Source organism: Pseudomonas deceptionensis (assembly GCF_900106095.1).
Taxonomy (GTDB): domain Bacteria; phylum Pseudomonadota; class Gammaproteobacteria; order Pseudomonadales; family Pseudomonadaceae; genus Aquipseudomonas; species Aquipseudomonas deceptionensis.
Window position 1 is genome coordinate 661,187 of the sequence record NZ_FNUD01000002.1, and the last position, 26,049, is coordinate 687,235.

Consider the following 26,049-nt stretch of genomic DNA (forward strand, 5'->3'; position numbering starts at 1 on the left):
GAACGCCATCGCAAGATGGCATTCATTGTGTACAGTCCAACGTGTTATGGCGGCTGTGCGCGGGAGGCCTTTGTGCCTGCCGGGGTTCCTATTGTCCCGATTCTCAGCCCGCGTACGGCTGCCACCATTTGCCTGAGAACCAAAAGTGGCAGCTCTAAATCCCATAGGAGCGCACTCAATGGTTGATCATCCCCCAATCAAAACCCTCGGCACCGTCACCTTCGGCCCATGCGGCCAGGACAACCACGATCTGTTTCGCGTCAACCCCGACATACCCCTGCGCCAGGCGCTGGAACAGGTGTCGACGTTGCTGTATTGCGCAAAAAAACTGGCGCTGGATGCCGCGCTGGACAAGGACTGTCAGCGCCATGCCTGGGCTTCGCATTACTTGTGCGACATGGGCAAGGCGGTGATTGATGATGTGTGTTTGCGGGAGTTTTGACGGGGCTTGTTGAGCCCTGTGGGAGCGAGCCTGCTCGCGAAAGTCATCGCGAGCAGGCTCGCTCCCACAGTTGAATTGTTCCTCGTCAGCGGTTACAGCGTTTTTTCGAAGATCTTGGAGTTGCGCTGATAGTTGTACAGCGATGCTCGCGCTGCCGGCAGGCGCTCAACGCCGCTAGGCTCGAAACCGCGTTCGCGGAACCAGTGCGCAGTGCGCGTAGTCAGTACGAACAGGGTTTTCAGCCCCTGAGCCCGGGCACGGTTTTCGATGCGCTCCAGCAGCTCATCCCCACGGCGACCATGACGGTACTCCGGGTTCACCGCCAGACACGCCAACTCTCCCGCATCCGAATCAGCAATCTGGTACAGCGCCGCACAGGCGATGATCATGCCTTCGCGCTCAACCACACTGAACTGCTCGATCTCGCGCTCCAGCACTTCGCGCGAGCGACGTACCAGAATGCCCTGCTCTTCCAGCGGGCTGATCAGGTCCAGCAAGCCGCCGACGTCTTCAATCGCCGCCTCACGGATCAGCTCGAATTGCTCCTGGGCCACCAGCGTACCGCCACCGTGACGGGTGAACAGTTCCGTCAGCAATGCGCCATCTTCGGCGTAGCTGACAATATGGCTGCGAGCTACGCCGCCACTGCAGGCCTCGGCGGCAGCTTCAAGCAGTTCAGCCTGGTAGTCGCTGCCCAAGCGCTTCATGTGCGCCGGCACCTGCTGAGGGCGCAGCTCACGCACCAAGCGCCCTTCTGCGTCGAGCAAGCCGGACTCGGCGCCGAACAACAACAGCTTGTCAGCCTCCAGGTCGATCGCTGCGCGGGTGGCAACGTCTTCACAGGCCAGGTTGAAAATCTCACCGGTCGGCGAGTAGCCCAAGGGCGATAGCAGCACAATCGAGCGCTCATCGAGCAGACGGTTGATGCCCTTGCGGTCGACGCGGCGCACTTCGCCGGTGTGGTGGAAGTCCACGCCATCGAGTACGCCGATCGGCCGTGCCGTTACCAGGTTGCCGCTCGCTACCCGTAGCCGCGAGCCCTGCATCGGCGAAGACGCCATGTCCATCGACAAGCGCGCCTCAATCGCGATGCGCAACTGCCCCACGGCGTCGATCACGCATTCCAGGGTGGAGGCGTCGGTGACGCGCATGCCGTTGTGGTAGTACGGCACCAGACCACGGGCTTCAAGGCGACTGTCGATTTGCGGACGCGAGCCGTGAACCAGTACCAGACGCACGCCCAGGCTGTGCAACAGCACCAGGTCGTGGACGATATTGCCAAAGTTGGGATGCGCCACACCGTCGCCGGGAAGCATGACGACAAAGGTGCAATCGCGGTGGGCATTGATGTAAGGAGACGCGTGACGCAACCAGTTAACGTAATCGTGCATAACCAAAGCCTGTAAAAAATAAACCGCCTAAAAAGGGCTGAAACAGCAAACGCACAACGGGCTGATGGTTATCGTCGAAACTGGGTTGGCAACACGCGTGCTCTCCTTGTGTGTCATGCATAGGGGGGATCTTCACTATTTCAGGCAATAGTGTTCGATCAATTGAGTCAGTAGACGCACTGTCGGCTGCAAACGTGACATTTCCAGGTATTCCCCCGGCTGATGCGCACAGGCGATGTCTCCCGGGCCCAGCACCAGCGTTTCGCAGCCAAGTTGCTGAAGATAAGGCGCTTCGGTGCCAAACGCTACTGCTTGAGCGCGATGCCCGGTGAGTCGCTCGGCAACCCGTACCAGCTCTGCATCGGCGTCCTGTTCGAATGGCGGCACTCCGGCAGCAATGGGGGCGAAATCAATTTTCACCTGATGACGCTCGGCCAACGGTTGCAGCTTGCCGCGAATGATGGACCGCAGTTCGTTGGGGTCCATGCCCGGCAACGGTCGCAGGTCAAATTCCAGCGAACACTGCCCGCAAATCCGGTTCGGGTTGTCGCCGCCATGAATACAGCCAAAGTTCAGGGTCGGCTGCGGCACACTGAACTGCGGGTTGCGGTATTCGTTGAGCCACTGCTGGCGCAGGCCTTTAAGCTCGCTGATGGCGTCATGCATGGCCTCCAACGCGCTGTGGCCCAGGCTTGGGTCGGATGAATGGCCGCTGCGCCCCAGAATATCGATGCGCTCCATCATCACGCCTTTGTGCATGCGGATCGGCTTGAGCCCGGTGGGTTCGCCAATCACTGCGGCGCGGCCCAGCGGCCGCCCGGCTTCAACCAGCGCGCGAGCACCTGCCATTGAGGTTTCTTCGTCGCACGTGGCCAAAATCAGCAGCGGCTGCTTGAACGGTTGATCGAGCAGTGGCCGGACCGCTTCGATGACCAGCGCGAAAAAACCCTTCATGTCGCAGCTGCCCAGGCCAACCCAGCGGTTATCGACCTCGGTGAGCTTGAGCGGGTCGGTCTGCCATAGCGCCTCGTCGTAGGGCACCGTGTCGCTGTGCCCCGCCAGCACCAGCCCTCCGGGGCCGCTGCCGAAGCTGGCGAGCAAGTTGAATTTGCCGGGGCTGACTTGCTGGATATCACAGCTGAAACCCAGCTCGGCAAGCCAGGTAGCCAGCAAATCGATCACGCCGCGGTTGGTTTGATCCAGGGAAGGCTGGGTGCAACTGACCGACGGTGTGGCGATCAAAGCCGCGAATTGCTCTTTCATGGAAGGTAAAGGCATGCGCTGACTTCCTGTTGGCTGGGCGAGGCCCATCATAGAGCCATCTGAACTGCAGAATAAACCCGCGCGACGCGCCAGGGCGGCTTGTCCTGTACACTGCACGGCCTTGGCAGCCACACTTTTTCCCGGCTGCGCAACCGTTCCTGGATTTTCCGGCCATGCAAAAAGAAACCGAAATTAAACTGCGCGTCAGCCGCGAAACCCTCGCCGCCTTGCGCGAGCACCCTTTGCTGAAAAAGCGCAACAAAAGTGGCTGGGAAAGCCGTGAGTTGTTGAACCAGTATTTCGACACGCCTGAGCGTGACCTGGCCAAGGCCAAGGTAGCCCTGCGCCTGCGCCGCGACGGCGAAGAAGTGATCCAGACCCTCAAGACCCGCGGCCAAAGCATTGCCGGCCTGTCGGTGCGTAATGAGTACGACTGGAACCTGCCTAAAGCCAAGCTCGACGTCAAAAAACTCGACGCAGAATGCTGGCCTGAAGAGTTGGCCGAGCTGGACAAGAAGACCCTGAAGCCGATCTTCACCACGGACTTCGTGCGCGAACGCGCTGAAATCTCCTGGGGTCGCGGCAAGGCCAAAGTCGTGATCGAAGCGGCTCTGGATCTGGGCTACGTCATCGCGGGCAAGCAGAAAGAAGAAATCTGCGAGCTGGAACTTGAACTGCGCGAAGGCGAGCCGTCTGCTTTGCTGGAACTGGCCGCTGAACTGGCCGAGAAGCTGGCCCTGATGCCGTGTGACATCAGCAAGGCCGAGCGTGGCTATCGCCTGTTCGATGCCAACAGCTACGCCGTGAGCCTGCCTGCGCCGATATTGACCCCTGAGACGCCACTGGATGATGCCTTTGCCGCATTGGCCTGGCACTTGTTGGGTAGCAGCCAGCGTCTGGCCGAACAATACCGCTTCAATGGTCACTGGCGTTTGCTGCAAGACTGGGTACAGCAGTTGATCGACTTGCGCGCTTTGGTCAGCAGCCTTGGCCAAGCCGCTCCACGCCCGTCGACACAATCCTTGCGCGCCGCCCTGGACGCACTGCTTGAAGACTGGCGCCCGCTGGTACAAATCGGTCAGGACGACGAAGACGTCCGTAAAGCCGCACCTGAGCAGTTCCTTGAAGAGCTGGAAGACCCGCGCTGGGGCCAGTTCTCGCTGAACACTTCGCGCTGGTTGATGGATCGCAGCTGGACTGTTGATCGTGGCACCACCCGTGGCAATCGCCAGGGCGCCGCACAGCTGCACAGCTGGTTGCCGCGTTTGCTGTCGGATGAGGCCATTGCCCTGCGCTTGAACCGCTACCAGCAGCAACCCGAAGATCTGGCCGAGCAACTGCCGCGCATTGAGCGCATTCAGGCATGGTTGCGCCTGGCGCGTAACGTGCTGGAAATTCCGGAACTGGACCGTTTGTACGGTGAGATGAACAAGCTGCAGGAATTGGCCAACGTGCCAATCACTGACGACGCCGAGCACAACGACGAACTGCTCAACGCCCGCAAGCAGCAAGCAATCGCCGTGTACCAGAACCGCGCCTGGAAGACCCTGCTGCGCGCTTAAGCGTACAGCCAACGCCCCCTGGTGCTTGCCAGGGGGCGTTTTTGTTTATTTCGTGCCTTTGGGCATCTTCGAATCCGGCGTTCGCCAAATCAGACGTGTGGTGTCATAGCCCTGTTGCTGAGCCTTGCTGAGCAGCTCATCACGGGTTTGCTGATCGACCTGCGGCTTGCGCGACAACAGCCACAAATAGCGACGGTCGGGGTTACCCACCAACGCCGTGCTGTAGTCGTCCCCCAGGTACAACACCCAATAATCGCCCTTGGTCACACCCGGCAGTACTGTCGAGACCCAATTGTCGAACTCGACCCACAGTTTGTCGGTTTTACCTTCGACCTGCGGGGTGGCTGTGCCCTTGGCCTCTTCCCACTTGCCCTCTGCGGTCCGGCAGCGGTTCAGTACCGCCACGTCGCCTTCAGGCTTGAGGCTGTAATGGGCTTCGGATTGCGCACAGTTGCGCTGGAAGAACATCGGCAAGCGCGCCTGTTCGTACCATGTGCCCTGATAGCGCTTCAAGTCGACATGCCCGACCGTTTTCGGTGCCAGAGAATCGATGCCGGAACTCGCGCACCCGGCCAAAAACAGGGCGGCCCCAAGGCCGATTAAAAGACGTTTCATTGCAAACGCTCCTGATCCGTCTTACTTCAAGCCTTGCCCGGAAAACATCAGCACTTTGTCGCCGGCATATTGCACGCTGATAAAGCTGTTTTTATCGCCCCACGTGCAGCTCGACATACCCAGCGCACCCGAGCAATCGGCGGGGCTGCCCAACAGTTTTTCAACCTCGGCTTTGGGCATGCCCGTCGACAGTTTCGAGAAGTTTTGCTGGTTGATCTTGCTGCATGCCGCCAGCAACACACAGAACGACAACAACGCCAAAGTACGCAATTTCATGGAAAGCTCCTGCATGGGAAAGTCGGCATGACTGCCTGATGCAAGCTTAGAAGAGAAAAGCGCGGGGTGGTTCCCGGTGAGGCGGGGGATTTGTTTGGCGGGGGTCGGGCGAGGATTCTGTAGCCGCTGCCGAAGGCTGCGATAAGGGCCGAAGGCCCTTCAAGAACAAGGGCTGCGGCAGCGGTTACAGTGTTATGCGTTTTACGCTTTGTGGTAATCGGTAATGCGCGCCACTTCTTCTTTCGAGCCCAGGTACACGGCTACACGCTGGTGCAGGCCTTCAGGCTGGATGTCGAGAATGCGCTGATGGCCGTCAGTGGATGCACCGCCCGCCTGCTCCACGAGGAACGACATCGGGTTGGCTTCGTACATCAAACGCAGCTTGCCCGGCTTGGACGGCTCACGGCTGTCGCGCGGGTACATGAACAGGCCACCGCGGGTCAGAATGCGGTGTACGTCAGCAACCATCGCGGCGACCCAACGCATGTTGAAGTTCTTTTTCAGCGGGCCTTCTTCGCCAGCCAGCAATTCGTCAACGTAGCGTTGTACCGGAGCTTCCCAGTGACGCTGGTTGGACATGTTGATGGCAAATTCCTGGGTGGTTTCAGGAATGGTGATGTCTTCGTGGGTCAGAACGAAGCTGCCCATTTCACGATCCAGGGTGAAGCCTTTAACGCCGTCGCCCAGGGTCAATACCAGCATGGTCTGAGGACCGTAGATGGCATAACCGGCAGCTACCTGCTGGGTCCCTGGCTGCAGGAAGGCCTTTTCATTCAAAGGCTCGTTCTGAGTCAGGTATTCATTCGGGCAACGCAGCACCGAAAAGATAGTGCCTACCGGTGCGTTGATATCGATGTTCGATGAACCGTCCAGTGGGTCGAATACCAGCAGGTAGGCGCCTTTTGGGTATTTGCCCGGGATCTGGTAGGCGTTGTCCATTTCTTCGGACGCCATGCCGGCCAGGTGACCGCCCCATTCGTTGGCTTCGAGCAGGATCTCGTTGGAAATCACATCGAGCTTCTTCTGCACTTCACCTTGTACGTTTTCGGTGCCCATGCTGCCCAGAACACCACCCAGGGCGCCTTTGGACACGGCGTGGCTGATCTCTTTGCAAGCACGCGCCACCACTTCGATGAGGAAACGCAAATCAGCAGGCGTGTTGTTGCTGCGGGTCTGCTCGATCAAATAGCGACTCAGGGTAACGCGGGACATGTAAGGCTCCGAACAAGGGGGAGGGGGCGAAAAACCCGCGCAGTTTAACGCGTGTTGCCGTGCAAATCTTCTAATCAGACTCAGAACCGGCCAAGCGGGTTCAGCTGAATCCTTAAATCAGGCGAAAACGGGTAGAGACTCTGCTCCCGGTCAAGGCCCCTTGTGGGAGCGAGCCTGCTCGCGAATGCTCTTCGCGAGCAGGCTCGCTCCCACGGCTACAGTGGCTGTGCCCTACAGCGCTTTCCAGATTTCAGTCGCGTATTCACGGATGGTCCGATCAGACGAGAACCAGCCCATGCGCGCCGTGTTGAGTACCGCCGTGCGCCACCAGGCTTCCTTGTCGTGCCACAAGTGCTCGACCCGCATCTGCGCATCCCAGTAGGCATCGAAGTCGGCACAGACCAAAAACCGGTCGTATTCGATCAGTGAATCCACCATCCCGGTGTAACGTGCCGGGTCATCGTGGGAGAAGACCCCGCCGCGAATCGCCTGCAATACATCATTGAGCCGATGGGAAGCCGCCACATCCGGTGCTGCATGGAACTCGCCATTGCGCTTGCGCGCTTCAACCTGCTGGGAGCTGAGGCCGAAGATAAACATGTTGTCGGCGCCCACCCGCTCACACATCTCGACGTTGGCCCCGTCCATCGTGCCGATGGTCAGTGCGCCGTTAAGGCCAAACTTCATGTTGCTGGTGCCGGACGCTTCGTAGCCGGCGGTGGATATCTGCTCGGACAAGTCCGCCGCCGGAATGATGCTTTCGGCCAGGCTGACGTTGTAATTGGGGATAAACACCACTTTGAGCAGGCCACGAACGGTGGGGTCGTTGTTGATGGTACGGGCAATGTCATTGGCCAGTTTGATGATGAGTTTGGCCTGCTCATAACTGGCCGCCGACTTGCCGGCAAAAATCTTCACCCGCGGCACCCATGGGCTGCCCGGTTCGGCACGAATGGCCTGGTACAGCGCCACGGTATGCATCAGGTTGAGTAACTGGCGCTTGTACTCGTGAATCCGTTTGACCTGAACGTCGAACATCGCTTCAGGATTGACCACGATGCCCAGACGCTCATAAATCAGCGCCGCCAGGGTGCATTTGCTTTGCAGGCGCTGCTCGGCGAAACGCTTGCGAAAATCGGCGCGCTCGGCAAAAGGCTCCAGTTTGATCAGTTTGTATTCGGTTTCATCGAGCACATCAGCGCCCAGCGCATCCACCAGCATCGCGGTCAACGGCGGGTTGGCCTGGAACAGCCAGCGGCGGAAGGTGACCCCGTTGGTCTTGTTGTTGATCCGGTCCGGGTAAAGTTTGTGCAGCTCGGAAAAAACGGTGCTGCGCATCAGCTGGGTGTGCAAGCCGGAAACCCCATTGACGCTGTGGGAGCCCAAAAATGCCAGATTGCCCATGCGCACCCGGCGGCCGTGGTCTTCCTCAATCAGGGATACCGCACGCAACACGTCAAAGTCGTGAATGCCCTTGGCCCGCAGCGCATCGATATGGTGCGCATTGATCAGGTAAATGATCTGCATGTGGCGCGGCAACAGGCGCTCCATCAAGCCAACGGGCCATGTCTCGAGCGCTTCGGGCAGCAGCGTGTGGTTGGTGTAAGACAGGGTAGCGACGGTGACTTTCCACGCGGTGGGCCACTCGATGCCGTGTTCGTCGACCAGAATGCGCATCAACTCGGCAACGGCAATCGAGGGATGGGTGTCATTGAGCTGGATCGAGACATGCTCGGCCAGGTTCAGCAGCGTTTCATGGACATGCAGGTGACGGCGCAGCAGATCCTGCAGCGAAGCCGACACAAAGAAGTATTCCTGACGCAGGCGCAGCTCCTGCCCTGCTTCGTTGCTGTCCGCCGGGTAGAGCACCCGGGAGATGCTTTCAGCCCGCACCACTTCGGCCACCGCACCCAGATGGTCACCCGCATTGAAACGCCCAAGGTTCAGGTCGTGCAACGCCCTCGCCCGCCACAGGCGCAAGGTGTTGACACTGGCACCGCGCCAACCCACGACCGGTGTGTCATAAGCGATGGCGCGTACTGTCTCGCCAGGCCACCAGATTTGCCGTATCTGGCCCTGTTCGTTCTGTTTGGTTTCAACCGAGCCGCCAAACCCGACCGAATACAGCACTTCGGCACGCTCGAATTCCCAGGGGTTGCCGAAGTCCAGCCAGTTCTCGGTCTGCTCCTGTTGCCAGCCGTCGACAATGCTCTGGCGGAACAACCCGTGCTCATAGCGAATGCCGTAACCATGGGCCGCAATGCCCAGGGTCGACATGCTTTCCATGAAGCACGCTGCCAAACGCCCGAGCCCGCCGTTACCAAGCGCCGCATCCGGCTCCAACAGGCGGATGCGCTCCAGGTCGACCCCAAGGTCGGTCAGCGCCTCACGCGCGACCTCCAGCAGCCCCAGATTGCTCAGGCTGTCGTACAGCAACCGCCCGATCAGAAATTCCAGCGAGAGGTAGTACACCCGCTTCTGGTCCTTGCGATAAATCTGCCGCGTGTGGTCCATCCAGTGCTCGACCATATGGTCGCGGGCGGCCAGAGCAATAGCTTCAAACCAGTCATGGTCAAACGCGTGTTCCGGGTCCTTACCCACCGCGTAAGTCAGTTTGGCTACTACAGCGGCACGGAAAGCCGCCACCTGTGCGTCACGAACAAGCGGTTCCTGGGGCATCGATACAACCTCAATCGAGATGGGGCGATTTGAAGAACGAGTGGTGTCAGCCTAGACGCTTGAACAGAAACAAAGTGCATTGATTCGGGCTTATTTGGGCGGTTTTTTGAAAAAAACTGACGAAATGAGCGCTGCCCCAAAACGAGGCGCATACGCAGTTGAACGCTTTAAAACATGGCCCTGATCGAAAAACCGGCAAATGGTTGTTCACACATTCACCAACACCGGTATGATCGCGCGCCCTGATGCACGCTGGAATACAAGCCTGATGAAGTCCAACCTGATCGCCGCCGCGGAAATCGACCGTCTCGATACCTGGGCCAAATACTCCGCGCCCATGTGCGGCTCCTGTGTTTCCAGCTGCTGCACGCTGCCGGTCGAGGTCAAGATCAAAGACCTGATCCGCATCGGCATTGTTGATGAGTTCGAGATGGGCGATCCGCCGAAGAACATCGCCAAGCGCCTGCAAAAAGAAGGGATCGTGGAGCGCTTCAACCAGAAGTCCGGGATTTTCACCCTGCAGCGCATGAGCAACAACGACTGCCTGTACCTGGATCGCAAGTCGCGCATGTGCACCATCTACGAAATACGCCCGGATACCTGCCGCAACCATCCGCGAGTGGGCCCGCGCCCCGGTTATTGCGCCTACGTGCCCAAAGCCGTCGAGCGTAAAAACAGCAGCGAGAAGTTGATGGTGTTCTAAGACACCACCTGTAGATCCTCTGTTGTAGGTCAAGCCGTATTGTGGGAGCGAGCCTGCTCGCGAACGACCTTCGCGAGCAAGCTCGCTCCCACAGTTGCCGTTTTCCTGTAGATACTCTGTTGCCGGTCAAGCTTTCGATACGTGTTTTTCATCAAAATCCCGGACATAAAAAAACGCCCCCGGCCGCAAGGCCGGGGGCGTTTTTTATTCAGCAGCTAAATCTATTACTTGCTGCTTTTTTTGCTAGCGCGGGTACGCTCGCTTTCGCCCAGGATCTTCTTACGAAGACGGATGGACTTAGGCGTTACTTCGCACAGTTCATCTTCTTGTACGAATTCCAGAGCTTGCTCCAGAGTGAAGCGGATAGGCGGAACCAAAGCGATGGTTTCGTCTTTACCCGAAGCACGCATGTTGTCGAGCTTCTTGCCTTTGGTTGGGTTAACGCCCAGGTCGTTGTCGCGGCTGTTGATGCCGACGATTTGACCTTCGTACACGTCTTCACCGTGACCCAGGAACAGTTTGCCGCGAGCCTGCAGGGTTTCCAGCGAGTAAGTCAGAGCCTTACCGGTAGCAACCGAAACCAGAACGCCGTTCTGACGGCCGGACATGTCGCCCGACTTCATCACGTCGTAACGGTCGAAGATCGAGGTCAGGATGCCAGCGCCCGAAGTCAGAGTCAGGAACTCGTTACGGAAACCGATCAAGCCACGTGCAGGGATGTTGTATTCAAGACGAACACGGCCCTTGCCATCCGGAACCATGTTGGTCAGATCGCCTTTACGGATACCGATCTGTTCCATGATTGCGCCCTGCGATTCTTCTGGCAGGTCGATGGTTACGTTTTCGTACGGTTCGTGCTTAACGCCGTCAACCATGCGGATGATCACTTCCGGACGACCAACACCCATTTCGAAGCCTTCGCGACGCATGGTTTCGATCAGTACCGACAAGTGCAGCTCACCACGGCCAGACACTTTGAACTTGTCAGCGGTGTCGCCTTCTTCAACGCGCAGAGCAACGTTGTAGAGCAGTTCTTTGTCCAGACGCTCTTTGATGTTACGGCTGGTTACGAACTTGCCTTCACGGCCGCAGAACGGCGAGTCGTTAACCTGGAAGGTCATCGAAACGGTTGGTTCGTCAACGGTCAGCGGCTTCATCGCTTCAACATTCAGTGGGTCACACAGAGTGTCGGAGATGAACAGCGAATCCATACCGCTGATGCAAACGATGTCGCCTGCCGAAGCTTCTTCAACGTCGATACGGTGCAGACCGTGGTGACCCATCAGCTTCAGGATACGACCGGTGCGGCGCTTGCCGTCGGCATCGATAGCCACAACCTGGGTGTTCGGCTTGACGCGACCGCGAGCAATACGGCCAACGCCGATGATGCCCAGGAAGCTGTTGTAGTCCAGTGCCGAGATTTGCATCTGGAACGGGCCGTCACGGTCAACTTGTGGAGCAGGAACGTGGTCAACAATCGCCTGGTACAGCGGGGTCATGTCTTCAGCCATGTCGGTGTGGTCAAGACCAGCAATACCGTTCAGGGCAGAGGCGTAAACCACTTTGAAGTCCAGCTGTTCTTCGGTAGCACCCAGGTTGTCGAACAGGTCGAAGATCTGATCCAGAACCCAGTCCGGACGCGCGCCTGGACGGTCAACCTTGTTGATAACCACGATTGGACGCAGGCCGGCTTCGAAAGCCTTCTTGGTCACAAAGCGGGTTTGCGGCATAGGGCCGTCTTGAGCGTCAACCAGCAGCAGAACGGAGTCAACCATCGACATTACGCGTTCTACTTCGCCGCCGAAGTCGGCGTGGCCCGGGGTATCCACGATGTTGATGTGGTAGCCGTTCCAGTTGATGGCAGTGTTCTTCGCCAGAATGGTAATACCGCGCTCTTTCTCCTGGTCGTTGGAGTCCATCACGCGCTCGTCGTTGAGCTCGCCGCGCTCCAGAGTGCCGGATTGACGCAAGAGTTTGTCTACCAGGGTGGTTTTACCGTGGTCAACGTGAGCAATGATGGCGATGTTACGTAGATTTTCGATCACTTGTGTATCTCGATCAGAGGATTCGGTGTGCTGACTGAGTCCAGGCAGCGATTAACAGTAGAGTCCGTGCAAGCCGTTACAGCTTGACGGCGGCGTCGGGGGGCCGGTGACGCAGGCCACAGGCATACAGCCCCGGGCTCTTAGCTCGGTCGATAAACGCGCACATTGGCATGTCCCTCACTGAGCAAATGGTGAGCATGCAGGCGACTCATCACGCCTTTGTCGCAATACAACAGGTACTGACGGGTGTCATCCAGTTCCTTGAAGCGGCTGTTCAGTGCATAGAACGGCATCGCTTGTACTTCGATGCCAGCCAGTTCCAGCGGTTGATCTTCCTGAGCATCCGGGTGACGGATGTCGATCACGATCTGGCCCGCCAGCACTTCGCTGACTTCTTCGACTTGCAAGTCCTGGCCCAATTCATCGATCACCCGATCAATCGGCACCAGTTTGGCCCGCTCAAGCGCTCGCTCAAGCACGGCCATATCGAACTGTTGTTCTTCGTACTCCACGCGGTTGCGTTTGGCGTGGGTCTTGGGGTTGACCGAAATCACCCCGCAATATTCAGGCATGTGCTTGGCAAAATCGGCCGTACCGATTTCAACCGCCTGATCAATGATGTCCTGCTTGTGGCTCGCAATCAGCGGGCGCAGCACCAGTTTGTCGGTCGCCGAGTCGATCAGCGACAGGTTGGGCAGCGTCTGGCTCGAAACCTGGGAAATCGCTTCTCCGGTCACCAGCACTTCGATGTCGAGCCGTTCAGCGATACGGGTTGCAGCGCGCAACATCATACGCTTCAAAATGACGCCCATATGACTGTTATCGACTTTGCCGAGAATTTCGCCCAAAACTTCTTCGAACGGAACGCTGACAAACAGCACGCGCTGCGAGCTGCCGTACTTCTTCCATATATAGTGCGCGACTTCCATCACGCCCAGCTCGTGGGCACGCCCGCCGAGGTTGAAGAAGCAGAAATGGCTCATCAGGCCGCGACGCATGATCTGGTAAGCCGCGACGGTGGAGTCGAAACCACCGGACATCAATACCAGGGTCTGCTCCAGCGAGCCCAGCGGGAAGCCGCCAATGCTGTCGTGCTGGCTGTGAATCACAAACAACCGTTGGTCGCGTATTTCGAAACGCACTTCAATTTCCGGCTTTTTCAGATCAATTCCAGCCGCCCCACACTCACGACGCAGCTTGCTGCCGACGTATTTCTCGATTTCCATCGAGGTAAATGGGTGCTTGCCACCGCGCTTGCAACGCACGGAAAAAATCTTGCCGGCCAGCGCATCGCCAAAGTGCAGTTTGCACTTTTCAGCGACGTCGTCGAAGTCGCCCAACGGGTACTCGTCAACCTGCAGAAAATGCGCGATGCCCGGCATGCAGCTCAGGCGCTCGGTCATTTCCTTCAAGGCTTTGGGGTCACTTACGCGCGTTTGCAGCTCGATGTTGTCCCACACGCCCGTCACCACCACAGCCGGGTCCAGATCGCGGAGCACAGTACGGATGTTTTTGGCCAATTGACGGACGAAACGCATCCGAACCGGACGGCTCTTGATAGTGATTTCGGGGAAGACTTTAACGATTAGTTTCATGAAAACAGCGCGCGAGCAGCCTGCCAAAAAAGGGGGGCGCGGATTATAGCGGAAATTGCTCAAGGTTTAACCAGTTATCGTACAAACGGTTTTGCCCGCACCAAAATGGAACACAAACGCGAGATTTCGCTTCATTTGAGTGCGATAAATACCGCCAGTCGGTAGTCTGCGTCACTTAAATGCTTAAGATTGGCGCATTACACCCAAGTCAGGGCACTGGCATGCAATTTGCTCCCTTGTGAGGCAGGTTGCCTTGGCAGAGTATTCGCGCCGGCATCAACCACTTATTAAGGGCACGTAACCAACAGCCCTAAGCCACCCCGGAGGACACTATGTCGAAGTCGGTTCAACTCATCAAAGATCATGACGTCAAGTGGATTGATCTGCGCTTCACTGACACCAAAGGCACTCAGCACCACGTGACCATGCCGGCCCGTGATGCGCTGGATGAAAACTTCTTCATCGACGGCAAAATGTTCGACGGCTCCTCCATTGCTGGCTGGAAAGGCATCGAAGCGTCCGACATGATCCTGCTGCCAGACGACAGCACTGCCGTTCTGGACCCGTTCACCGAGCAGCCTACGCTGATCCTGGTGTGCGACATCATCGAACCTTCGACCATGCAAGGCTATGACCGCGACCCACGCGCCATCGCTACCCGTGCCGAGGAATACCTGAAGTCCACCGGTATCGGTGACACCGTTTTCGTCGGCCCTGAGCCAGAGTTCTTCATCTTCGACCAAGTGAAGTTCAAGTCCGATATCTCCGGTTCCATGTTCAAGATCTACTCCGAACAAGGTTCGTGGATGTCCGACCAGGACGTGGAAGGCGGCAACAAAGGCCACCGTCCAGGCGTCAAAGGCGGCTATTTCCCTGTTCCGCCGTTCGACCATGACCACGAAATCCGTACCTCCATGTGCAACGCCATGGAAGAGATGGGCCTGGTTATCGAAGTACACCACCACGAAGTGGCAACTGCCGGCCAGAACGAAATTGGCGTGCAGTTCAACACCCTGGTGAAAAAGGCTGACGAAGTTCAGACCCTGAAGTACTGCGTACACAACGTGGCAGACGCCTACGGCCGTACCGCTACTTTCATGCCTAAACCTCTGTACGGCGACAACGGCTCGGGTATGCACGTTCACATGTCCATCTCCAAAGATGGCAAGAACACCTTCGCAGGCGAAGGCTATGCCGGCCTGTCCGATACCGCTCTGTACTTCATCGGCGGCATCATCAAGCACGGTAAGGCACTGAACGGCTTCACCAACCCGGCTACCAACTCCTACAAGCGTCTGGTACCAGGTTTCGAAGCTCCGGTAATGCTGGCCTACTCGGCTCGTAACCGTTCCGCTTCGATCCGTATTCCTTACGTGTCCAGCCCTAAAGCTCGCCGTATCGAAGCACGTTTCCCGGACCCGGCAGCCAACCCGTACCTGTGCTTCGCAGCACTGATGATGGCTGGTCTGGACGGTATCCAGAACAAGACTCACCCTGGCGACGCAGCTGACAAAAACCTGTATGACCTGCCGCCTGAAGAGGCTAAAGAGATCCCACAAGTTTGCGGCAGCCTGAAGGAAGCCCTGGAAGAGCTGGACAAAGGTCGTGCGTTCCTGACCAAAGGCGGCGTTTTCAGCGACGATTTCATCGACGCTTACATCGCTCTGAAAAGCGAAGAAGAAATCCAGGTTCGTACCTTTGTACACCCACTGGAATACGAGCTGTACTACAGCTGCTAATCCAGAATCACCCGCGCAAGCGGCGTGATTTAAAAAGGCCTCCTTCGGGAGGCCTTTTTTATGCGCTACGTCTTACCCCCCTCGGCAATTCCCGGCCAATTAATCTCCCCAACCCGACATCCCTCCTAAAGTGTGATCTGTAGCTTGAGCCGACTCATTAAACGGACGTTGCCATGACACTTCCAAATACCTTCAAAGCCCCTCTCCTGCCGCTTGCCTGCCCCACATTGCTCGGATGCAGCAACAACCCTCCCGGCGTACTGGTCGAGCAACTGCTCAAGACCGACAAAACCTGGGATGGCGCAACTTACGCCCCATACCCGGCCGGCCAACCTGAATTAACCGTACTCAAAATCACCATCCCCGCCAAAACCGCACTCAACTGGCACAGCCACCCCATGCCCAATATCGCCTACGTGCTGTCGGGAGAGCTGCGGATCGAAACCCGGGACGGCAAACACACCACCACCGTGCAGGCAGGCCAGGTATTGCCCGAAGTGATCAACACCGTTCACCGCGGTATAAGCACCGACAAGCCCGTGGAGCTGATCGTCTTCTACGCAGGCACCCCTGGCATGCCCCTCTCGCAATAAGCACCTTGCGCACGATTTCTGAACGGCCTGCTGCCCAAAAGCAGACCGTTCAGCTCATATTTGAGAACAACTGAAACCATTCACCAGATATGCACTATATTGGTGCACTGATTACCGAGTGACACATTAATCAGCCCAAATTGGGTCAAAAAGCCCCTCTCGCCGGGCGACGGCGCTATCCAAACAAGTTCCAAAGCCTTATTTCAGGCGATTAGCGCTTCTTTTCGGAGCCTTGGTTTGGTTTTTGCATTTTCCTTGCACCAGCGCCTCACCCGCGCACGCAATCCGGGATCGGCCCATGACCATCAGTGACGCCCTGCACCGACTGTTACTCGATAACCTGACCACCGCCACGCTTTTACTCAATGCGGATTTACGCCTTGAGTACATGAACCCGGCGGCGGAAATGCTGCTGGCAATCAGCGGTCAACGCAGTCATGGCCAATTCATCAGCGAGCTGTTCACCGAATCTACCGAAGCCCTGCACTCGTTGCGCCAGGCCGTCGAGCAAGCCCACCCGTTCACCAAGCGCGAAGCCATGCTGACCTCGCTGACGGGGCAGAACCTGACGGTGGATTACGCCGTGACGCCCATTTTGAGCAACAGCGGCACGATGCTGCTGCTTGAAGTGCACCCCCGCGACCGTTTGCTGCGCATCACCAAAGAAGAAGCCCAGCTGTCAAAACAGGAAACCAGCAAGATGCTGGTGCGCGGCCTGGCCCATGAAATCAAGAACCCGCTGGGCGGTATCCGCGGCGCTGCCCAGTTATTGGCCCGTCAGCTACCCGACGAAAGCCTGCGCGACTACACCAATGTCATCATCGAAGAAGCCGACCGCCTGCGTAATCTGGTCGACCGCATGCTGGGCTCCAACAAGCTCCCCTCGCTGGCCATGACCAATGTCCACGAGGTGCTCGAGCGCGTATGCAACCTGGTGGAGGCCGAAACACAGGGCAGCATCACATTGGTGCGCGACTACGACCCAAGCCTGCCCGACCTGCTGATCGATCGTGAACAAATGATCCAGGCCGTACTCAACATCGTGCGTAACGCGATGCAGGCCATCGGCAGCCAGAACGAGCTGCGTTTGGGCCGCATCAGCCTGCGCACCCGCGCCATGCGCCAGTTCACCATCGGTCATGTGCGCCATCGGCTGGTCACCAAAATCGAAATTATCGATAACGGCCCGGGCATCCCGGCCGAGCTGCAAGACACCCTGTTCTTCCCGATGGTCAGCGGCCGCCCTGATGGCACCGGGCTGGGCCTGGCCATTACGCAGAACATCATCAGTCAGCACCTAGGGTTGATCGAGTGTGAAAGCCACCCCGGCCACACCCTTTTTTCGATCTTCCTACCCCTGGAACAAGGAGCCGCATCGACATGAGCCGAAGTGAAACCGTGTGGATCGTCGACGACGACCGTTCTATCCGTTGGGTCCTGGAAAAAGCCTTGCAACAGGAAGGCATGACCACACAAAGTTTCGACAGCGCCGATGGGGTGATGAGCCGTCTGGCTCGCCAGCAGCCTGATGTAATCATTTCCGATATCCGCATGCCCGGCTCCAGTGGCCTGGACTTGCTGGCCAAGATTCGCGAGCAGCACCCGCGTCTGCCCGTGATCATCATGACCGCCCATTCCGACCTGGACAGCGCGGTGGCCTCTTATCAAGGCGGCGCTTTCGAATACCTGCCCAAGCCATTTGACGTCGATGAAGCCGTGTCACTGGTCAAACGTGCCAACCAGCACGCCCAGGAACAACAAGGCCTGGCCGTGCCCCCTGCACTGGCCAGAACCCCGGAAATCATCGGCGAAGCGCCGGCGATGCAAGAGGTGTTTCGCGCCATTGGCCGCCTGAGCCACTCCAACATCACGGTGCTGATCAACGGCGAGTCAGGCACGGGCAAAGAGCTGGTAGCCCACGCCCTGCACCGCCACAGCCCACGAGCTACGTCGCCGTTTATTGCGCTGAACATGGCCGCGATCCCCAAGGACCTGATGGAGTCCGAGCTGTTCGGCCACGAAAAGGGCGCCTTTACCGGCGCAGCGAACCTGCGCCGGGGCCGCTTTGAGCAGGCTGATGGCGGGACCCTGTTCCTGGACGAAATCGGCGACATGCCCGCCGACACACAAACCCGTCTGCTGCGTGTCCTGGCCGATGGCGAGTTCTACCGTGTCGGTGGGCATACGCCGGTCAAGGTCGACGTTCGCATTATCGCCGCCACGCACCAGAACCTCGAAACCCTGGTCCAGGCCGGCAAGTTCCGCGAAGACCTGTTCCACCGCCTGAACGTGATCCGCATCCATATCCCGCGCCTGTCGGACCGTCGAGAAGACATCCCGACCCTGACGCGGCATTTCCTCAGCAGCGCTGCGCAAGAGCTGTCGGTGGAGCCCAAGCTCCTGAAGGCCGAAACCGAGCAATACCTGAAAAACCTGCCGTGGCCGGGCAACGTGCGCCAGCTTGAAAACACCTGCCGCTGGATCACGGTCATGGCTTCGGGCCGCGAAGTGCATATCACCGACTTGCCGCCCGAACTGCTGAACCTGCAGCAGGACGCGTCCCCGGTTACCAACTGGGAACAAGCCCTGCGTCAATGGGCCGATCAGGCCCTGGGCCGTGGCCAGTCCAACTTGCTGGACAGTGCGGTGCCCACCTTTGAGCGGATCATGATCGAGACCGCGCTCAAGCACACCGCAGGCCGGCGCCGCGATGCTGCCGTGCTGCTGGGCTGGGGCCGCAACACCTTGACCCGCAAGATCAAGGAACTGGGCATGAAGATCGACGGCGACGAGGATGATGCCGACGAAGCTTAAGGCAGATCAAAGCCCCTCACCCCAACCCTCTAGAGGGAGCTGATCTGTGGTGATATTGACTGCGCGTGCGGTCAGTCCCCTCTCCCTCCGGGAGAGGGCTAGGGTGAGGGCTCTCGATCTGGCCGCACCACTCAAAAGCAACCCGCCCCAAAATCGTGCACAGCTCTAGATCAGTGCTTTCAGCCTAGCGAGAGCGCTATGCGCAAAAGCCCCGGATTCCGGGGCTTTTGCGTTTTCATCAGACAATTTCTACAGAAAAACAAAAATTGGCACGCGCCCTGCAACACCTATTACAAGCAACACCGCTTTAGGGGACCTTGATACAGGCAGGTCAAGACTCCCCACTTTTATACCCGCAGCCTTGATGCCTTTCGCATCAACGCGCACAACGCTTTTGGGGAACCCGGTACAGGCAGGCTGGAATTCCCTCTTTTATTACTCCCGCAGGTTCACCTGCAACCGCCAGCGCCCGTCCTGCGGCGCTCCGGCCCAGTCCCCCTGCAGGGCACGGGCCGCCACCAGCGTCAGCAGCAAACCTCCGTCCGTTGCACGTACCCGCCAGTTCACATTCTTGCCGTTGAGTTTTAACTGGCCGCTCTGCGCCTTGCCCTTGGCATCAAACAGCAAGCCCAGTGTGCCGTCGACCAGCTCGCCATGCAGCTTGGGTTCATCGTTGAACCACACCACCAGGCCATCCGCCAGCACGTCCACCTGTTGCAGCTCAATCGGCTCTGGCGCCGTCAAACGCCCGATCATCATCCCCACCATCACACCGACTATCGCCAAAGAACCTAAAACCCGTGGCCATAGTTTCGGTCGCGGGTCCTCTTCAGGCGTAGAATGCTGCCCATCATTAAGTTCGGAGCCGTGCATGTTTCACGTCATCCTTTTTCAACCAGAAATTCCGCCGAATACCGGCAACATTATCAGGCTGTGCGCCAACAGCGGCTGCCACCTGCATTTGATCGAGCCTATCGGTTTTGAGCTGGACGACAAGCGCTTGCGCCGCGCCGGGCTCGATTACCACGAGTACGCACCGCTCAAGCGCCATGCCGACCTGGCCAGCTGCCTTGAGAGCCTGGGCCATCCACGGCTCTTCGCCTTCACCACCAAAGGCTCGCGGCCGTTCCACGACGCGCAATTTGCCGAAGGTGATGCCTTTATCTTCGGCCCTGAAAGCCGTGGCCTGCCGCCGGAGGTGCTCGACGCCCTGGACGGCGACCATCGCCTGCGCCTGCCAATGCGCGAAGGCTGCCGCAGCCTGAACCTTTCCAACACCGTCGCCGTGGCTGTGTACGAAGCCTGGCGTCAGCTGGGGTTCAAGTAATTCACATCCCACAGAGCCTTCGACATACCCAATAAAAAAGCGCCCTTAAGGCGCTTTTTTTGGCATCGACTGTTTATTGAACAGTCGGGGTGCCTTCTTCCTGCATGCGCTGCAGTTCTTGCGCGTACAGGGCATCGAAGTTCACCGGAGCCAGCATCAACGCAGGGAACGAGCCACGGGTAACCAGGCTGTCCAGGGTTTCACGGGCATACGGGAACAGGATGTTCGGGCAGAACGCGCCCAGGGTGTGGTTCATCGACGCTGGATCAAGGTTTTTGATCAGGAAGATGCCAGCCTGTTGAACTTCAGCAATAAACGCCACTTCATCACCGTTTTTCACGGTAACCGACAGGGTCAGAACCACTTCGTGGAAGTCGCCTTCCAGCGGCTTTTGACGGGTGTTCAGGTCCAGGCCAACGCTCGGTTCCCACTGCTGGCGGAAGATCGCCGGGCTTTTTGGGGCCTCGAACGACAGGTCACGCACGTAGATGCGCTGCAGGGAGAATTGTGGAGCGGTGTCTTCATCGCTAACAGCAGCGGTGTTCTGTTGGTCAGTCATCACAGATCCTTGTTGATCTTGGGGCTTATAGAGAATGAGAGTCAGACGTTCAGCAGCGCATCCAATTTACCTGCGCGTTCCAAAGCAAACAGGTCATCGCACCCGCCAACATGGGTTTCGCCAATCCAGACTTGCGGGACCGACGTACGACCTGCCTTTTGAGCCATCTCGGCCCGTACCTGTGGCTTGCCGTCGACCTTGATTTCTTCGAAGGCAACGCCCTTTTTCTCAAGCAGAGCCTTGGCTCGCATGCAGTAGGGGCAGTAGTCGCTGGAGTAAACGATGACCTTGGACATAACTTACTTCACCACTGGCAGGTTGTCTGCGCGCCAGCTGGAGATGCCGCCAGACAGCTTGGCTGCGTTGTGACCTGCCTTGAGCAGCTCGCGGGCATGGGAGCCCGAATGCTGGCCTTGAGCGTCAACCAGAATAATGGTTTTGCCCTTGTGCTTGTCCAGCTCGGCAATGCGCGCCATCAGCTTGTCTTGCGGGATGTTCAGTGCACCCACGATGTGGCCGGCAGCAAAGTCCTTGGCCGGGCGAATATCAATCACCACACCTTCGTCGCGGTTGACCAGGCCGGTCAGTTCGCCCGTGCTGATGCTGCGACCGCCACGGCTTATTTCGTGGGTGATCAACAACGCCAGCAGGATGACAAACGCGCCTACAAGCAGGTAGTGAGAAGTCGCAAATGCAATCAGGTGCTCAACCATCAGAAGGTTCCAGGGTCGTAAAATGTGGGCCAGTATACACAGCCGCCTTGGTCGGCCAAACCCCGCCCGGCGGTGACGCCACATGAACTTCGCTTTAAACTGCGCGTCCTCATTAAACCAGCCGCGAGTGGGATCTATGACTACCACGCCTAAACCTTTGGTCCTGATCATCCTGGATGGCTTCGGTCACAGTGAAAGCCACGAATACAACGCCGTCTACTCGGCCAAGAAACCGGTGCTCGATCGTCTTTGCGCGAGCATGCCAAACGGCCTGATCTCAGGCTCGGGCATGGACGTCGGTCTGCCTGACGGCCAGATGGGCAACTCCGAGGTCGGCCACATGAACCTTGGTGCCGGCCGCGTGGTGTATCAGGATTTCACCCGCGTCACCAAGTCGATCCGCGATGGCGAGTTCTTCGAGAACCCGACCATTTGTGCCGCTGTCGACAAGGCGGTGAGTGCAGGCAAGGCCGTGCATATCCTGGGCCTGCTGTCAGACGGCGGTGTTCACAGCCACCAGGACCACCTGATCGCGATGGCAGAGCTGGCATTCAAACGCGGCGCGGAAAAAATCTACCTGCACGCCTTCCTGGATGGCCGCGATACTCCGCCCAAAAGCGCGGCATCCTCTATTGAGCTGCTGGACGAAGCGTTCAAAGACCTCGGCAAAGGCCGTATCGCCAGCCTGATTGGTCGCTACTTCGCCATGGACCGCGACAACCGCTGGGACCGTGTGGAGCAAGCCTACAACCTGATCGTCGACGGCAAGGGCCAGTTCAACGCAGCCACCGCCCAAGAGGGTCTGGACGCCGCTTACGCCCGCGGTGAAAGCGACGAGTTCGTCAAAGCCACCACTATCGGCGAGCCGGTCAAGGTTGAAGACGGCGACGCCGTGGTCTTCATGAACTTCCGTGCCGACCGTGCCCGCGAGCTGACCCGCGTGTTCGTTGAAGACGACTTCAACGCATTCGAACGTGCCCGCCAGCCAAAACTGGCCGGTTTTGTGATGCTGACCCAATACGCTGCCAGCATCCCGGCACCCAGCGCATTTGCGCCCGGCAGCCTGGAGAACGTGCTCGGCGACTACCTCGCCAAAAACGGCAAAACCCAGCTGCGCATCGCCGAGACCGAGAAATACGCCCACGTGACCTTCTTCTTCTCGGGCGGACGCGAAGAACCGTTCCCGGGTGAAGAGCGGATCCTGGTGCCCTCGCCGAAAGTCGCCACCTACGACCTGCAGCCTGAAATGAGCGCCCCCGAAGTCACCGACCACATCGTCGATGCCATCGAAAACCAGCGTTATGACGTGATTGTGGTCAACTACGCCAACGGCGACATGGTCGGCCACAGCGGCGTATTCGACGCTGCGGTCAAAGCGGTTGAATGCCTGGACGCTTGCGTGGGTCGTATTGTTCAAGCGCTGGATAAAGTCGGCGGCGAAGCCCTGATCACGGCCGACCACGGCAACGTTGAGCAGATGTCCGATGACGCCACCGGCCAGGCCCACACCGCACACACGTGCGAGCCTGTACCGTTCATTTATGTCGGCAAGCGTGCACTCAAGGTTCGCGAAGGCGGCGTGCTGGCCGACGTGGCGCCAACCATGCTCAAACTGCTGGGCCTGCCACAGCCTGAAGAAATGACCGGCAAGAGCATTCTGGTCGACGCTTAAAGTAAAACCTGTGGGAGCGAGCCTGCTCGCGAAGGTCTCAAGCGCACCGCGATGATCCAATCAACATGCGCTATCGTTAACGACATTCGCGAGCGGGCTCGCTCCCACGGGGGCTGACCGATCCATGACAATTTCACCTTCATCCATTTCTTATAGGTGACGAGGCCGGGCATACTAGGCCGTCCCGTTCCCCAGGTGTCGCCCGCCCCATGCTTCGCGCCCTTATAGCCCTGACCCTCGCATGCCTGCTCCAACCGGCGTTTGCCGACGAGCGCGCGCAAACCCAACAGCAGCTGGATGCTACGCGCCAGGATATCGGCGAGCTGAAAAAGCTCCTCGGCAAGCTCCAGGAAGAAAAATCCGGCGTGCAGAAAGACCTGCGCGGTACCGAAACCGAAATCGGCAAACTGGAGAAGCAGGTAGAAACCCTGCAACAAGAACTAAAAAAGAGTGAAGGCGAGCTGCTGCGCCTAGATAGCGAGAAAAAAAATCTCCACAGCGCAAAAATTGAACAGCAACGCCTGATCGCCATTCAGGCCCGTGCCGCCTATCAGGGCGGGCGTCAGGAATACCTGAAGATGCTGCTCAACCAGCAAAACCCCGAGAAGTTCGCCCGAACCCTCACCTATTACGATTACCTGAGCCAGGCCCGCCTGGCACAGCTCAAGGGTTTCAATGAGACCCTGCGCCAACTGGCCAATGTCGAAGCGGACATCAACCTGCAACAGGCTCAGTTGCTGACTCAAAAAAGCAGCCTGGACACCCAGCGCGCTGAACTCGACAAAGTACGTGCGGAGCGCCAGCAAGTACTGGCCAAGCTCAATACCGACGTAAAGGATCGCGATCAAAAGCTGCAAGCTCGTGAGCAGGATCAGGCTGATCTGGCTAAAGTCCTCAAGACCATTGAAGAAACCCTGGCACGCCAAGCCCGCGAAGCCGAACAGGCGCGCCAAAAAGCCCTGATCGCTCAGCAGGAAGCCGAGAAAAAACGCCAGCGCGAGGCTGAAGCGGTTGCCACCGACGCCCCCCGCAAAGCTGTCAAATCAACGCCGGGCCCACTGGTCTCCAGTGCCGGTGCTTCGTACGGCGGCGTTTTTTCTCAGGCCCGGGGCAAACTTCCATGGCCAGTTGATGGTCGACTGCTGGCACGCTTCGGTGAAACCCGTGGCGATGATTCGCGCACCAAGTGGGACGGCGTGATGATCAGCGCCGCCGCCGGCAGCCAGGTACACGCCGTTCACGGTGGCCGCGTGGTGTTTGCCGACTGGCTGCGCGGCGCAGGTCAGCTTGTGATCCTGGATCACGGCAATGGTTACTTAAGCCTGTATGGCCACAACCAGACGTTGCTCAAGTCTGCCGGAGACATCGTTAAGGCCGGCGAGGTGATTTCCACCGTGGGCAACAGCGGTGGGCAAGCCACACCAGCACTGTATTTCGCTATTCGTCAGCAGGGCCGCCCGAGCGACCCTGCACAATGGTGTCGCACTCAGGGATGAGTCCATCACCTTTAATACGTAGGAGTTCGCTCAACATGCCGCATTTGCCCCGCCTCAACTCGCTGGCCCTGACGATCGCCCTGGTGATCGGCTCGCCGATGGCATTTGCTGCCGAGCCGGCCATTGCGCCGGCAGGTGCTGCTTCCAGTGCAAAAGCACCGCTGCCACTGGAAGAACTGCGCACATTTGCCGAGGTCATGGACCGGATCAAGGCCGCGTATGTTGAACCCGTGGACGACAAAACCCTGCTGGAGAATGCCATCAAAGGCATGCTCAGCAACCTCGACCCGCACTCTGCCTATCTGGGCCCCGAAGATTTTGCCGAGCTGCAAGAAAGCACCAGCGGCGAGTTTGGCGGGCTGGGCATCGAAGTCGGCGCCGAAGACGGCAATATCAAGATCGTCTCACCGATCGACGACACCCCTGCCAGCAAGGCCGGGATTCAGGCTGGCGACTTCATCGTCAAGATCAACGGGCAGCCCACCCGCGGCCTGAGCATGACCGAAGCCGTGGACAAAATGCGCGGCAAGATCGGCCAGAAAATCACCCTGACCCTGGTGCGCAATGGCGGCACGCCGTTTGACGTGACCCTGACCCGCGCCAACATCCAGGTCAAAAGCGTCAAGGCCCAGCTGCTTGAAGACGGTTACGGCTACATCCGTATCACTCAGTTCCAGGTCAAGACCGGCGAAGAAGTGGCCGCCGCGCTGTCCAAACTGCGCAGAGAAAACGGCAACAAAAGGCTCAAGGGCATCATCCTCGACCTGCGTAACAACCCGGGTGGCGTGCTGCAATCGGCGGTTGAAGTGGTCGATCACTTCATCACCAAAGGCCTGATCGTCTACACCAAGGGCCGCATCGCCAACTCGGAGCTGCGCTTCTCGGCCACCGGCAAGGACCTGAGCGAAGGCGTTCCATTGGTCGTGCTGATCAACGGCGGCAGTGCTTCGGCGTCAGAAATCGTCGCCGGTGCCTTGCAGGATCAAAAACGCGGCGTCGTGATGGGCACCACCAGCTTCGGTAAAGGCTCGGTGCAAACCGTGCTGCCACTGAACAATGACCGTGCGCTGAAAATCACCACTGCGCTGTACTTCACCCCGAACGGGCGCTCGATTCAGGCCCAGGGCATCGTGCCGGACATCGAAGTCAACCGCGCCAAGATCACCCGCGAGCAAGACACCGAGTACTACAAAGAGGCCGACCTGCAAGGTCACCTTGGCAATGGCAACGGCGGTGCCGACAAACCGACCGGCTCCAACCCCAAAGCCAAACCGATGCCTCAGGACGATGACTTCCAGCTGAGCCAGGCCCTGAGCCTGCTCAAAGGCCTGAGCATTACGCGCGGTAACTGAA

General features: G+C 58.4%; 23 protein-coding genes. 11 read left to right on the forward strand and 12 right to left on the reverse strand.

The window, feature by feature from the left end; all coding sequences use genetic code 11:
* The first annotated feature begins 178 nt into the window (after nt 1-178).
* The gene (locus tag BLW11_RS02785) at nt 179-442 is read left to right on the forward strand and encodes a DUF3077 domain-containing protein (RefSeq protein WP_048360485.1); all 264 of its coding nucleotides are present in this window, start codon (nt 179-181) and stop codon (nt 440-442) included.
* A 92-nt stretch (nt 443-534) separates the two neighbouring features.
* Here the strand turns inward: BLW11_RS02785 and argA are convergent, their stop codons facing one another.
* Nucleotides 535-1,833 (reverse strand): amino-acid N-acetyltransferase, encoded by a 1,299-nt coding sequence (gene argA, locus BLW11_RS02790; protein ID WP_048360486.1) that lies wholly within the window; start codon nt 1,831-1,833, stop codon nt 535-537.
* A gap of 135 nt (nt 1,834-1,968) precedes the next feature.
* On the reverse strand, nt 1,969-3,111 hold the full coding sequence (gene argE / locus BLW11_RS02795) for an acetylornithine deacetylase (RefSeq protein WP_048360487.1): 1,143 nt from the start codon (nt 3,109-3,111) through the stop codon (nt 1,969-1,971).
* Nucleotides 3,112-3,269: 158 nt separating this feature from the next.
* On the opposite strand from argE, the gene BLW11_RS02800 reads away from it, so the two are divergent.
* Nucleotides 3,270-4,658, forward strand: coding sequence for a CYTH domain-containing protein (locus tag BLW11_RS02800; RefSeq protein ID WP_048360488.1), 1,389 nt, complete (start codon nt 3,270-3,272; stop codon nt 4,656-4,658).
* Nucleotides 4,659-4,703: 45 nt separating this feature from the next.
* Here BLW11_RS02800 and BLW11_RS02805 read toward each other — a convergent pair whose 3' ends face one another.
* The 4 genes from BLW11_RS02805 to BLW11_RS02820 all read right to left on the reverse strand — a co-directional run bounded on the left by BLW11_RS02805 (nt 4,704) and on the right by BLW11_RS02820 (nt 9,440).
* A complete protein-coding gene (locus BLW11_RS02805; RefSeq protein ID WP_048360489.1) occupies nt 4,704-5,273 on the reverse strand; it encodes a lipocalin family protein in 570 nt (189 codons plus the stop codon).
* A gap of 21 nt (nt 5,274-5,294) precedes the next feature.
* Nucleotides 5,295-5,549: a lipoprotein gene (locus BLW11_RS02810; protein WP_048360490.1), complete on the reverse strand. Its 255-nt coding sequence runs from the start codon at nt 5,547-5,549 to the stop codon at nt 5,295-5,297.
* A 201-nt stretch (nt 5,550-5,750) separates the two neighbouring features.
* A complete protein-coding gene (locus BLW11_RS02815) occupies nt 5,751-6,761 on the reverse strand; it encodes a class 1 fructose-bisphosphatase (RefSeq protein WP_048360491.1) in 1,011 nt (336 codons plus the stop codon).
* 231 nt (nt 6,762-6,992) lie between these two features.
* Nucleotides 6,993-9,440: a glycogen/starch/alpha-glucan phosphorylase gene (locus BLW11_RS02820; RefSeq protein WP_048360492.1), complete on the reverse strand. Its 2,448-nt coding sequence runs from the start codon at nt 9,438-9,440 to the stop codon at nt 6,993-6,995.
* Nucleotides 9,441-9,705: 265 nt separating this feature from the next.
* Between BLW11_RS02820 and BLW11_RS02825 the strand changes: the two genes are divergently transcribed.
* Entirely contained in the window at nt 9,706-10,143 is a 438-nt protein-coding gene (locus BLW11_RS02825) for a YkgJ family cysteine cluster protein (RefSeq protein ID WP_048360645.1), read from the forward strand.
* Between the two features lie 224 nt (nt 10,144-10,367).
* On the opposite strand, the gene typA is transcribed toward BLW11_RS02825, so the two are convergent.
* Together typA and thiI are read right to left on the reverse strand one after the other, a co-directional pair.
* Nucleotides 10,368-12,188 carry a translational GTPase TypA gene (gene typA, locus BLW11_RS02830; protein ID WP_048360493.1) on the reverse strand — a complete coding sequence of 607 codons (1,821 nt, stop codon included), beginning with the start codon at nt 12,186-12,188 and terminating at the stop codon, nt 10,368-10,370.
* A gap of 140 nt (nt 12,189-12,328) precedes the next feature.
* On the reverse strand, nt 12,329-13,783 hold the full coding sequence (gene thiI, locus BLW11_RS02835) for a tRNA uracil 4-sulfurtransferase ThiI (RefSeq protein WP_048360494.1): 1,455 nt from the start codon (nt 13,781-13,783) through the stop codon (nt 12,329-12,331).
* 332 nt (nt 13,784-14,115) lie between these two features.
* Between thiI and glnA the strand changes: the two genes are divergently transcribed.
* The 4 genes from glnA to ntrC all read left to right on the forward strand — a co-directional run bounded on the left by glnA (nt 14,116) and on the right by ntrC (nt 18,929).
* Nucleotides 14,116-15,522 (forward strand): glutamate--ammonia ligase, encoded by a 1,407-nt coding sequence (gene glnA / locus BLW11_RS02845; RefSeq protein ID WP_048360495.1) that lies wholly within the window; start codon nt 14,116-14,118, stop codon nt 15,520-15,522.
* Between the two features lie 173 nt (nt 15,523-15,695).
* Complete coding sequence (locus BLW11_RS02850; RefSeq protein WP_053069562.1) at nt 15,696-16,115, forward strand: cupin domain-containing protein; 420 nt, start codon at nt 15,696-15,698, stop codon at nt 16,113-16,115.
* Nucleotides 16,116-16,413: 298 nt separating this feature from the next.
* Entirely contained in the window at nt 16,414-17,499 is a 1,086-nt protein-coding gene (gene glnL / locus BLW11_RS02855; protein ID WP_048360496.1) for a nitrogen regulation protein NR(II), read from the forward strand.
* A complete protein-coding gene (gene ntrC, locus BLW11_RS02860) occupies nt 17,496-18,929 on the forward strand; it encodes a nitrogen regulation protein NR(I) (protein WP_048360497.1) in 1,434 nt (477 codons plus the stop codon). Before glnL ends, ntrC begins: the two co-directional genes overlap by 4 nt.
* Before the next feature lie 435 nt (nt 18,930-19,364).
* Here the strand turns inward: ntrC and BLW11_RS02865 are convergent, their stop codons facing one another.
* Complete coding sequence (locus BLW11_RS02865; RefSeq protein ID WP_048360498.1) at nt 19,365-19,802, reverse strand: hypothetical protein; 438 nt, start codon at nt 19,800-19,802, stop codon at nt 19,365-19,367.
* Here BLW11_RS02865 and BLW11_RS02870 point away from each other — a divergent pair.
* A complete protein-coding gene (locus tag BLW11_RS02870; protein WP_048360499.1) occupies nt 19,801-20,256 on the forward strand; it encodes a tRNA (cytidine(34)-2'-O)-methyltransferase in 456 nt (151 codons plus the stop codon). The two genes, BLW11_RS02865 and BLW11_RS02870, sit on opposite strands and share 2 nt — an antisense overlap.
* A gap of 73 nt (nt 20,257-20,329) precedes the next feature.
* Here BLW11_RS02870 and secB read toward each other — a convergent pair whose 3' ends face one another.
* From secB to BLW11_RS02885, 3 genes are read right to left on the reverse strand one after another with little or no spacing between them, the layout of a single operon-like run.
* Nucleotides 20,330-20,815 carry a protein-export chaperone SecB gene (gene secB, locus BLW11_RS02875; RefSeq protein WP_046810335.1) on the reverse strand — a complete coding sequence of 162 codons (486 nt, stop codon included), beginning with the start codon at nt 20,813-20,815 and terminating at the stop codon, nt 20,330-20,332.
* A 41-nt stretch (nt 20,816-20,856) separates the two neighbouring features.
* On the reverse strand, nt 20,857-21,111 hold the full coding sequence (gene grxC, locus BLW11_RS02880; RefSeq protein WP_048360500.1) for a glutaredoxin 3: 255 nt from the start codon (nt 21,109-21,111) through the stop codon (nt 20,857-20,859).
* 3 nt (nt 21,112-21,114) lie between these two features.
* Nucleotides 21,115-21,528, reverse strand: coding sequence for a rhodanese-like domain-containing protein (locus BLW11_RS02885; RefSeq protein WP_048360501.1), 414 nt, complete (start codon nt 21,526-21,528; stop codon nt 21,115-21,117).
* Between the two features lie 136 nt (nt 21,529-21,664).
* On the opposite strand from BLW11_RS02885, the gene gpmI reads away from it, so the two are divergent.
* From gpmI to BLW11_RS02900, 3 genes are all read left to right on the forward strand, one after another.
* Nucleotides 21,665-23,200, forward strand: a complete 1,536-nt coding sequence (gene gpmI / locus BLW11_RS02890) for a 2,3-bisphosphoglycerate-independent phosphoglycerate mutase (protein WP_048360502.1) — start codon at nt 21,665-21,667, stop codon at nt 23,198-23,200.
* Between the two features lie 209 nt (nt 23,201-23,409).
* Nucleotides 23,410-24,696, forward strand: coding sequence for a murein hydrolase activator EnvC family protein (locus BLW11_RS02895; protein ID WP_048360503.1), 1,287 nt, complete (start codon nt 23,410-23,412; stop codon nt 24,694-24,696).
* Nucleotides 24,697-24,731: 35 nt separating this feature from the next.
* Complete coding sequence (locus BLW11_RS02900; protein ID WP_048360504.1) at nt 24,732-26,048, forward strand: S41 family peptidase; 1,317 nt, start codon at nt 24,732-24,734, stop codon at nt 26,046-26,048.
* Nucleotide 26,049 lies beyond the last annotated feature (1 nt).

Coding starts and splice junctions, on each gene's coding strand:
- BLW11_RS02785 (WP_048360485.1), top strand. CDS start 179: ATGGTTGATCATCCCCCAATCAAAACCCTCGGCACCGTCACCTTCGGC.
- argA (WP_048360486.1), bottom strand. CDS start 1,833: ATGCACGATTACGTTAACTGGTTGCGTCACGCGTCTCCTTACATCAAT.
- argE (WP_048360487.1), bottom strand. CDS start 3,111: ATGCCTTTACCTTCCATGAAAGAGCAATTCGCGGCTTTGATCGCCACA.
- BLW11_RS02800 (WP_048360488.1), top strand. CDS start 3,270: ATGCAAAAAGAAACCGAAATTAAACTGCGCGTCAGCCGCGAAACCCTC.
- BLW11_RS02805 (WP_048360489.1), bottom strand. CDS start 5,273: ATGAAACGTCTTTTAATCGGCCTTGGGGCCGCCCTGTTTTTGGCCGGG.
- BLW11_RS02810 (WP_048360490.1), bottom strand. CDS start 5,549: ATGAAATTGCGTACTTTGGCGTTGTTGTCGTTCTGTGTGTTGCTGGCG.
- BLW11_RS02815 (WP_048360491.1), bottom strand. CDS start 6,761: ATGTCCCGCGTTACCCTGAGTCGCTATTTGATCGAGCAGACCCGCAGC.
- BLW11_RS02820 (WP_048360492.1), bottom strand. CDS start 9,440: ATGCCCCAGGAACCGCTTGTTCGTGACGCACAGGTGGCGGCTTTCCGT.
- thiI (WP_048360494.1), bottom strand. CDS start 13,783: ATGAAACTAATCGTTAAAGTCTTCCCCGAAATCACTATCAAGAGCCGT.
- glnA (WP_048360495.1), top strand. CDS start 14,116: ATGTCGAAGTCGGTTCAACTCATCAAAGATCATGACGTCAAGTGGATT.
- BLW11_RS02850 (WP_053069562.1), top strand. CDS start 15,696: ATGACACTTCCAAATACCTTCAAAGCCCCTCTCCTGCCGCTTGCCTGC.
- glnL (WP_048360496.1), top strand. CDS start 16,414: ATGACCATCAGTGACGCCCTGCACCGACTGTTACTCGATAACCTGACC.
- ntrC (WP_048360497.1), top strand. CDS start 17,496: ATGAGCCGAAGTGAAACCGTGTGGATCGTCGACGACGACCGTTCTATC.
- BLW11_RS02870 (WP_048360499.1), top strand. CDS start 19,801: ATGTTTCACGTCATCCTTTTTCAACCAGAAATTCCGCCGAATACCGGC.
- BLW11_RS02865 (WP_048360498.1), bottom strand. CDS start 19,802: ATGCACGGCTCCGAACTTAATGATGGGCAGCATTCTACGCCTGAAGAG.
- secB (WP_046810335.1), bottom strand. CDS start 20,815: ATGACTGACCAACAGAACACCGCTGCTGTTAGCGATGAAGACACCGCT.
- grxC (WP_048360500.1), bottom strand. CDS start 21,111: ATGTCCAAGGTCATCGTTTACTCCAGCGACTACTGCCCCTACTGCATG.
- BLW11_RS02885 (WP_048360501.1), bottom strand. CDS start 21,528: ATGGTTGAGCACCTGATTGCATTTGCGACTTCTCACTACCTGCTTGTA.
- gpmI (WP_048360502.1), top strand. CDS start 21,665: ATGACTACCACGCCTAAACCTTTGGTCCTGATCATCCTGGATGGCTTC.
- BLW11_RS02895 (WP_048360503.1), top strand. CDS start 23,410: ATGCTTCGCGCCCTTATAGCCCTGACCCTCGCATGCCTGCTCCAACCG.
- BLW11_RS02900 (WP_048360504.1), top strand. CDS start 24,732: ATGCCGCATTTGCCCCGCCTCAACTCGCTGGCCCTGACGATCGCCCTG.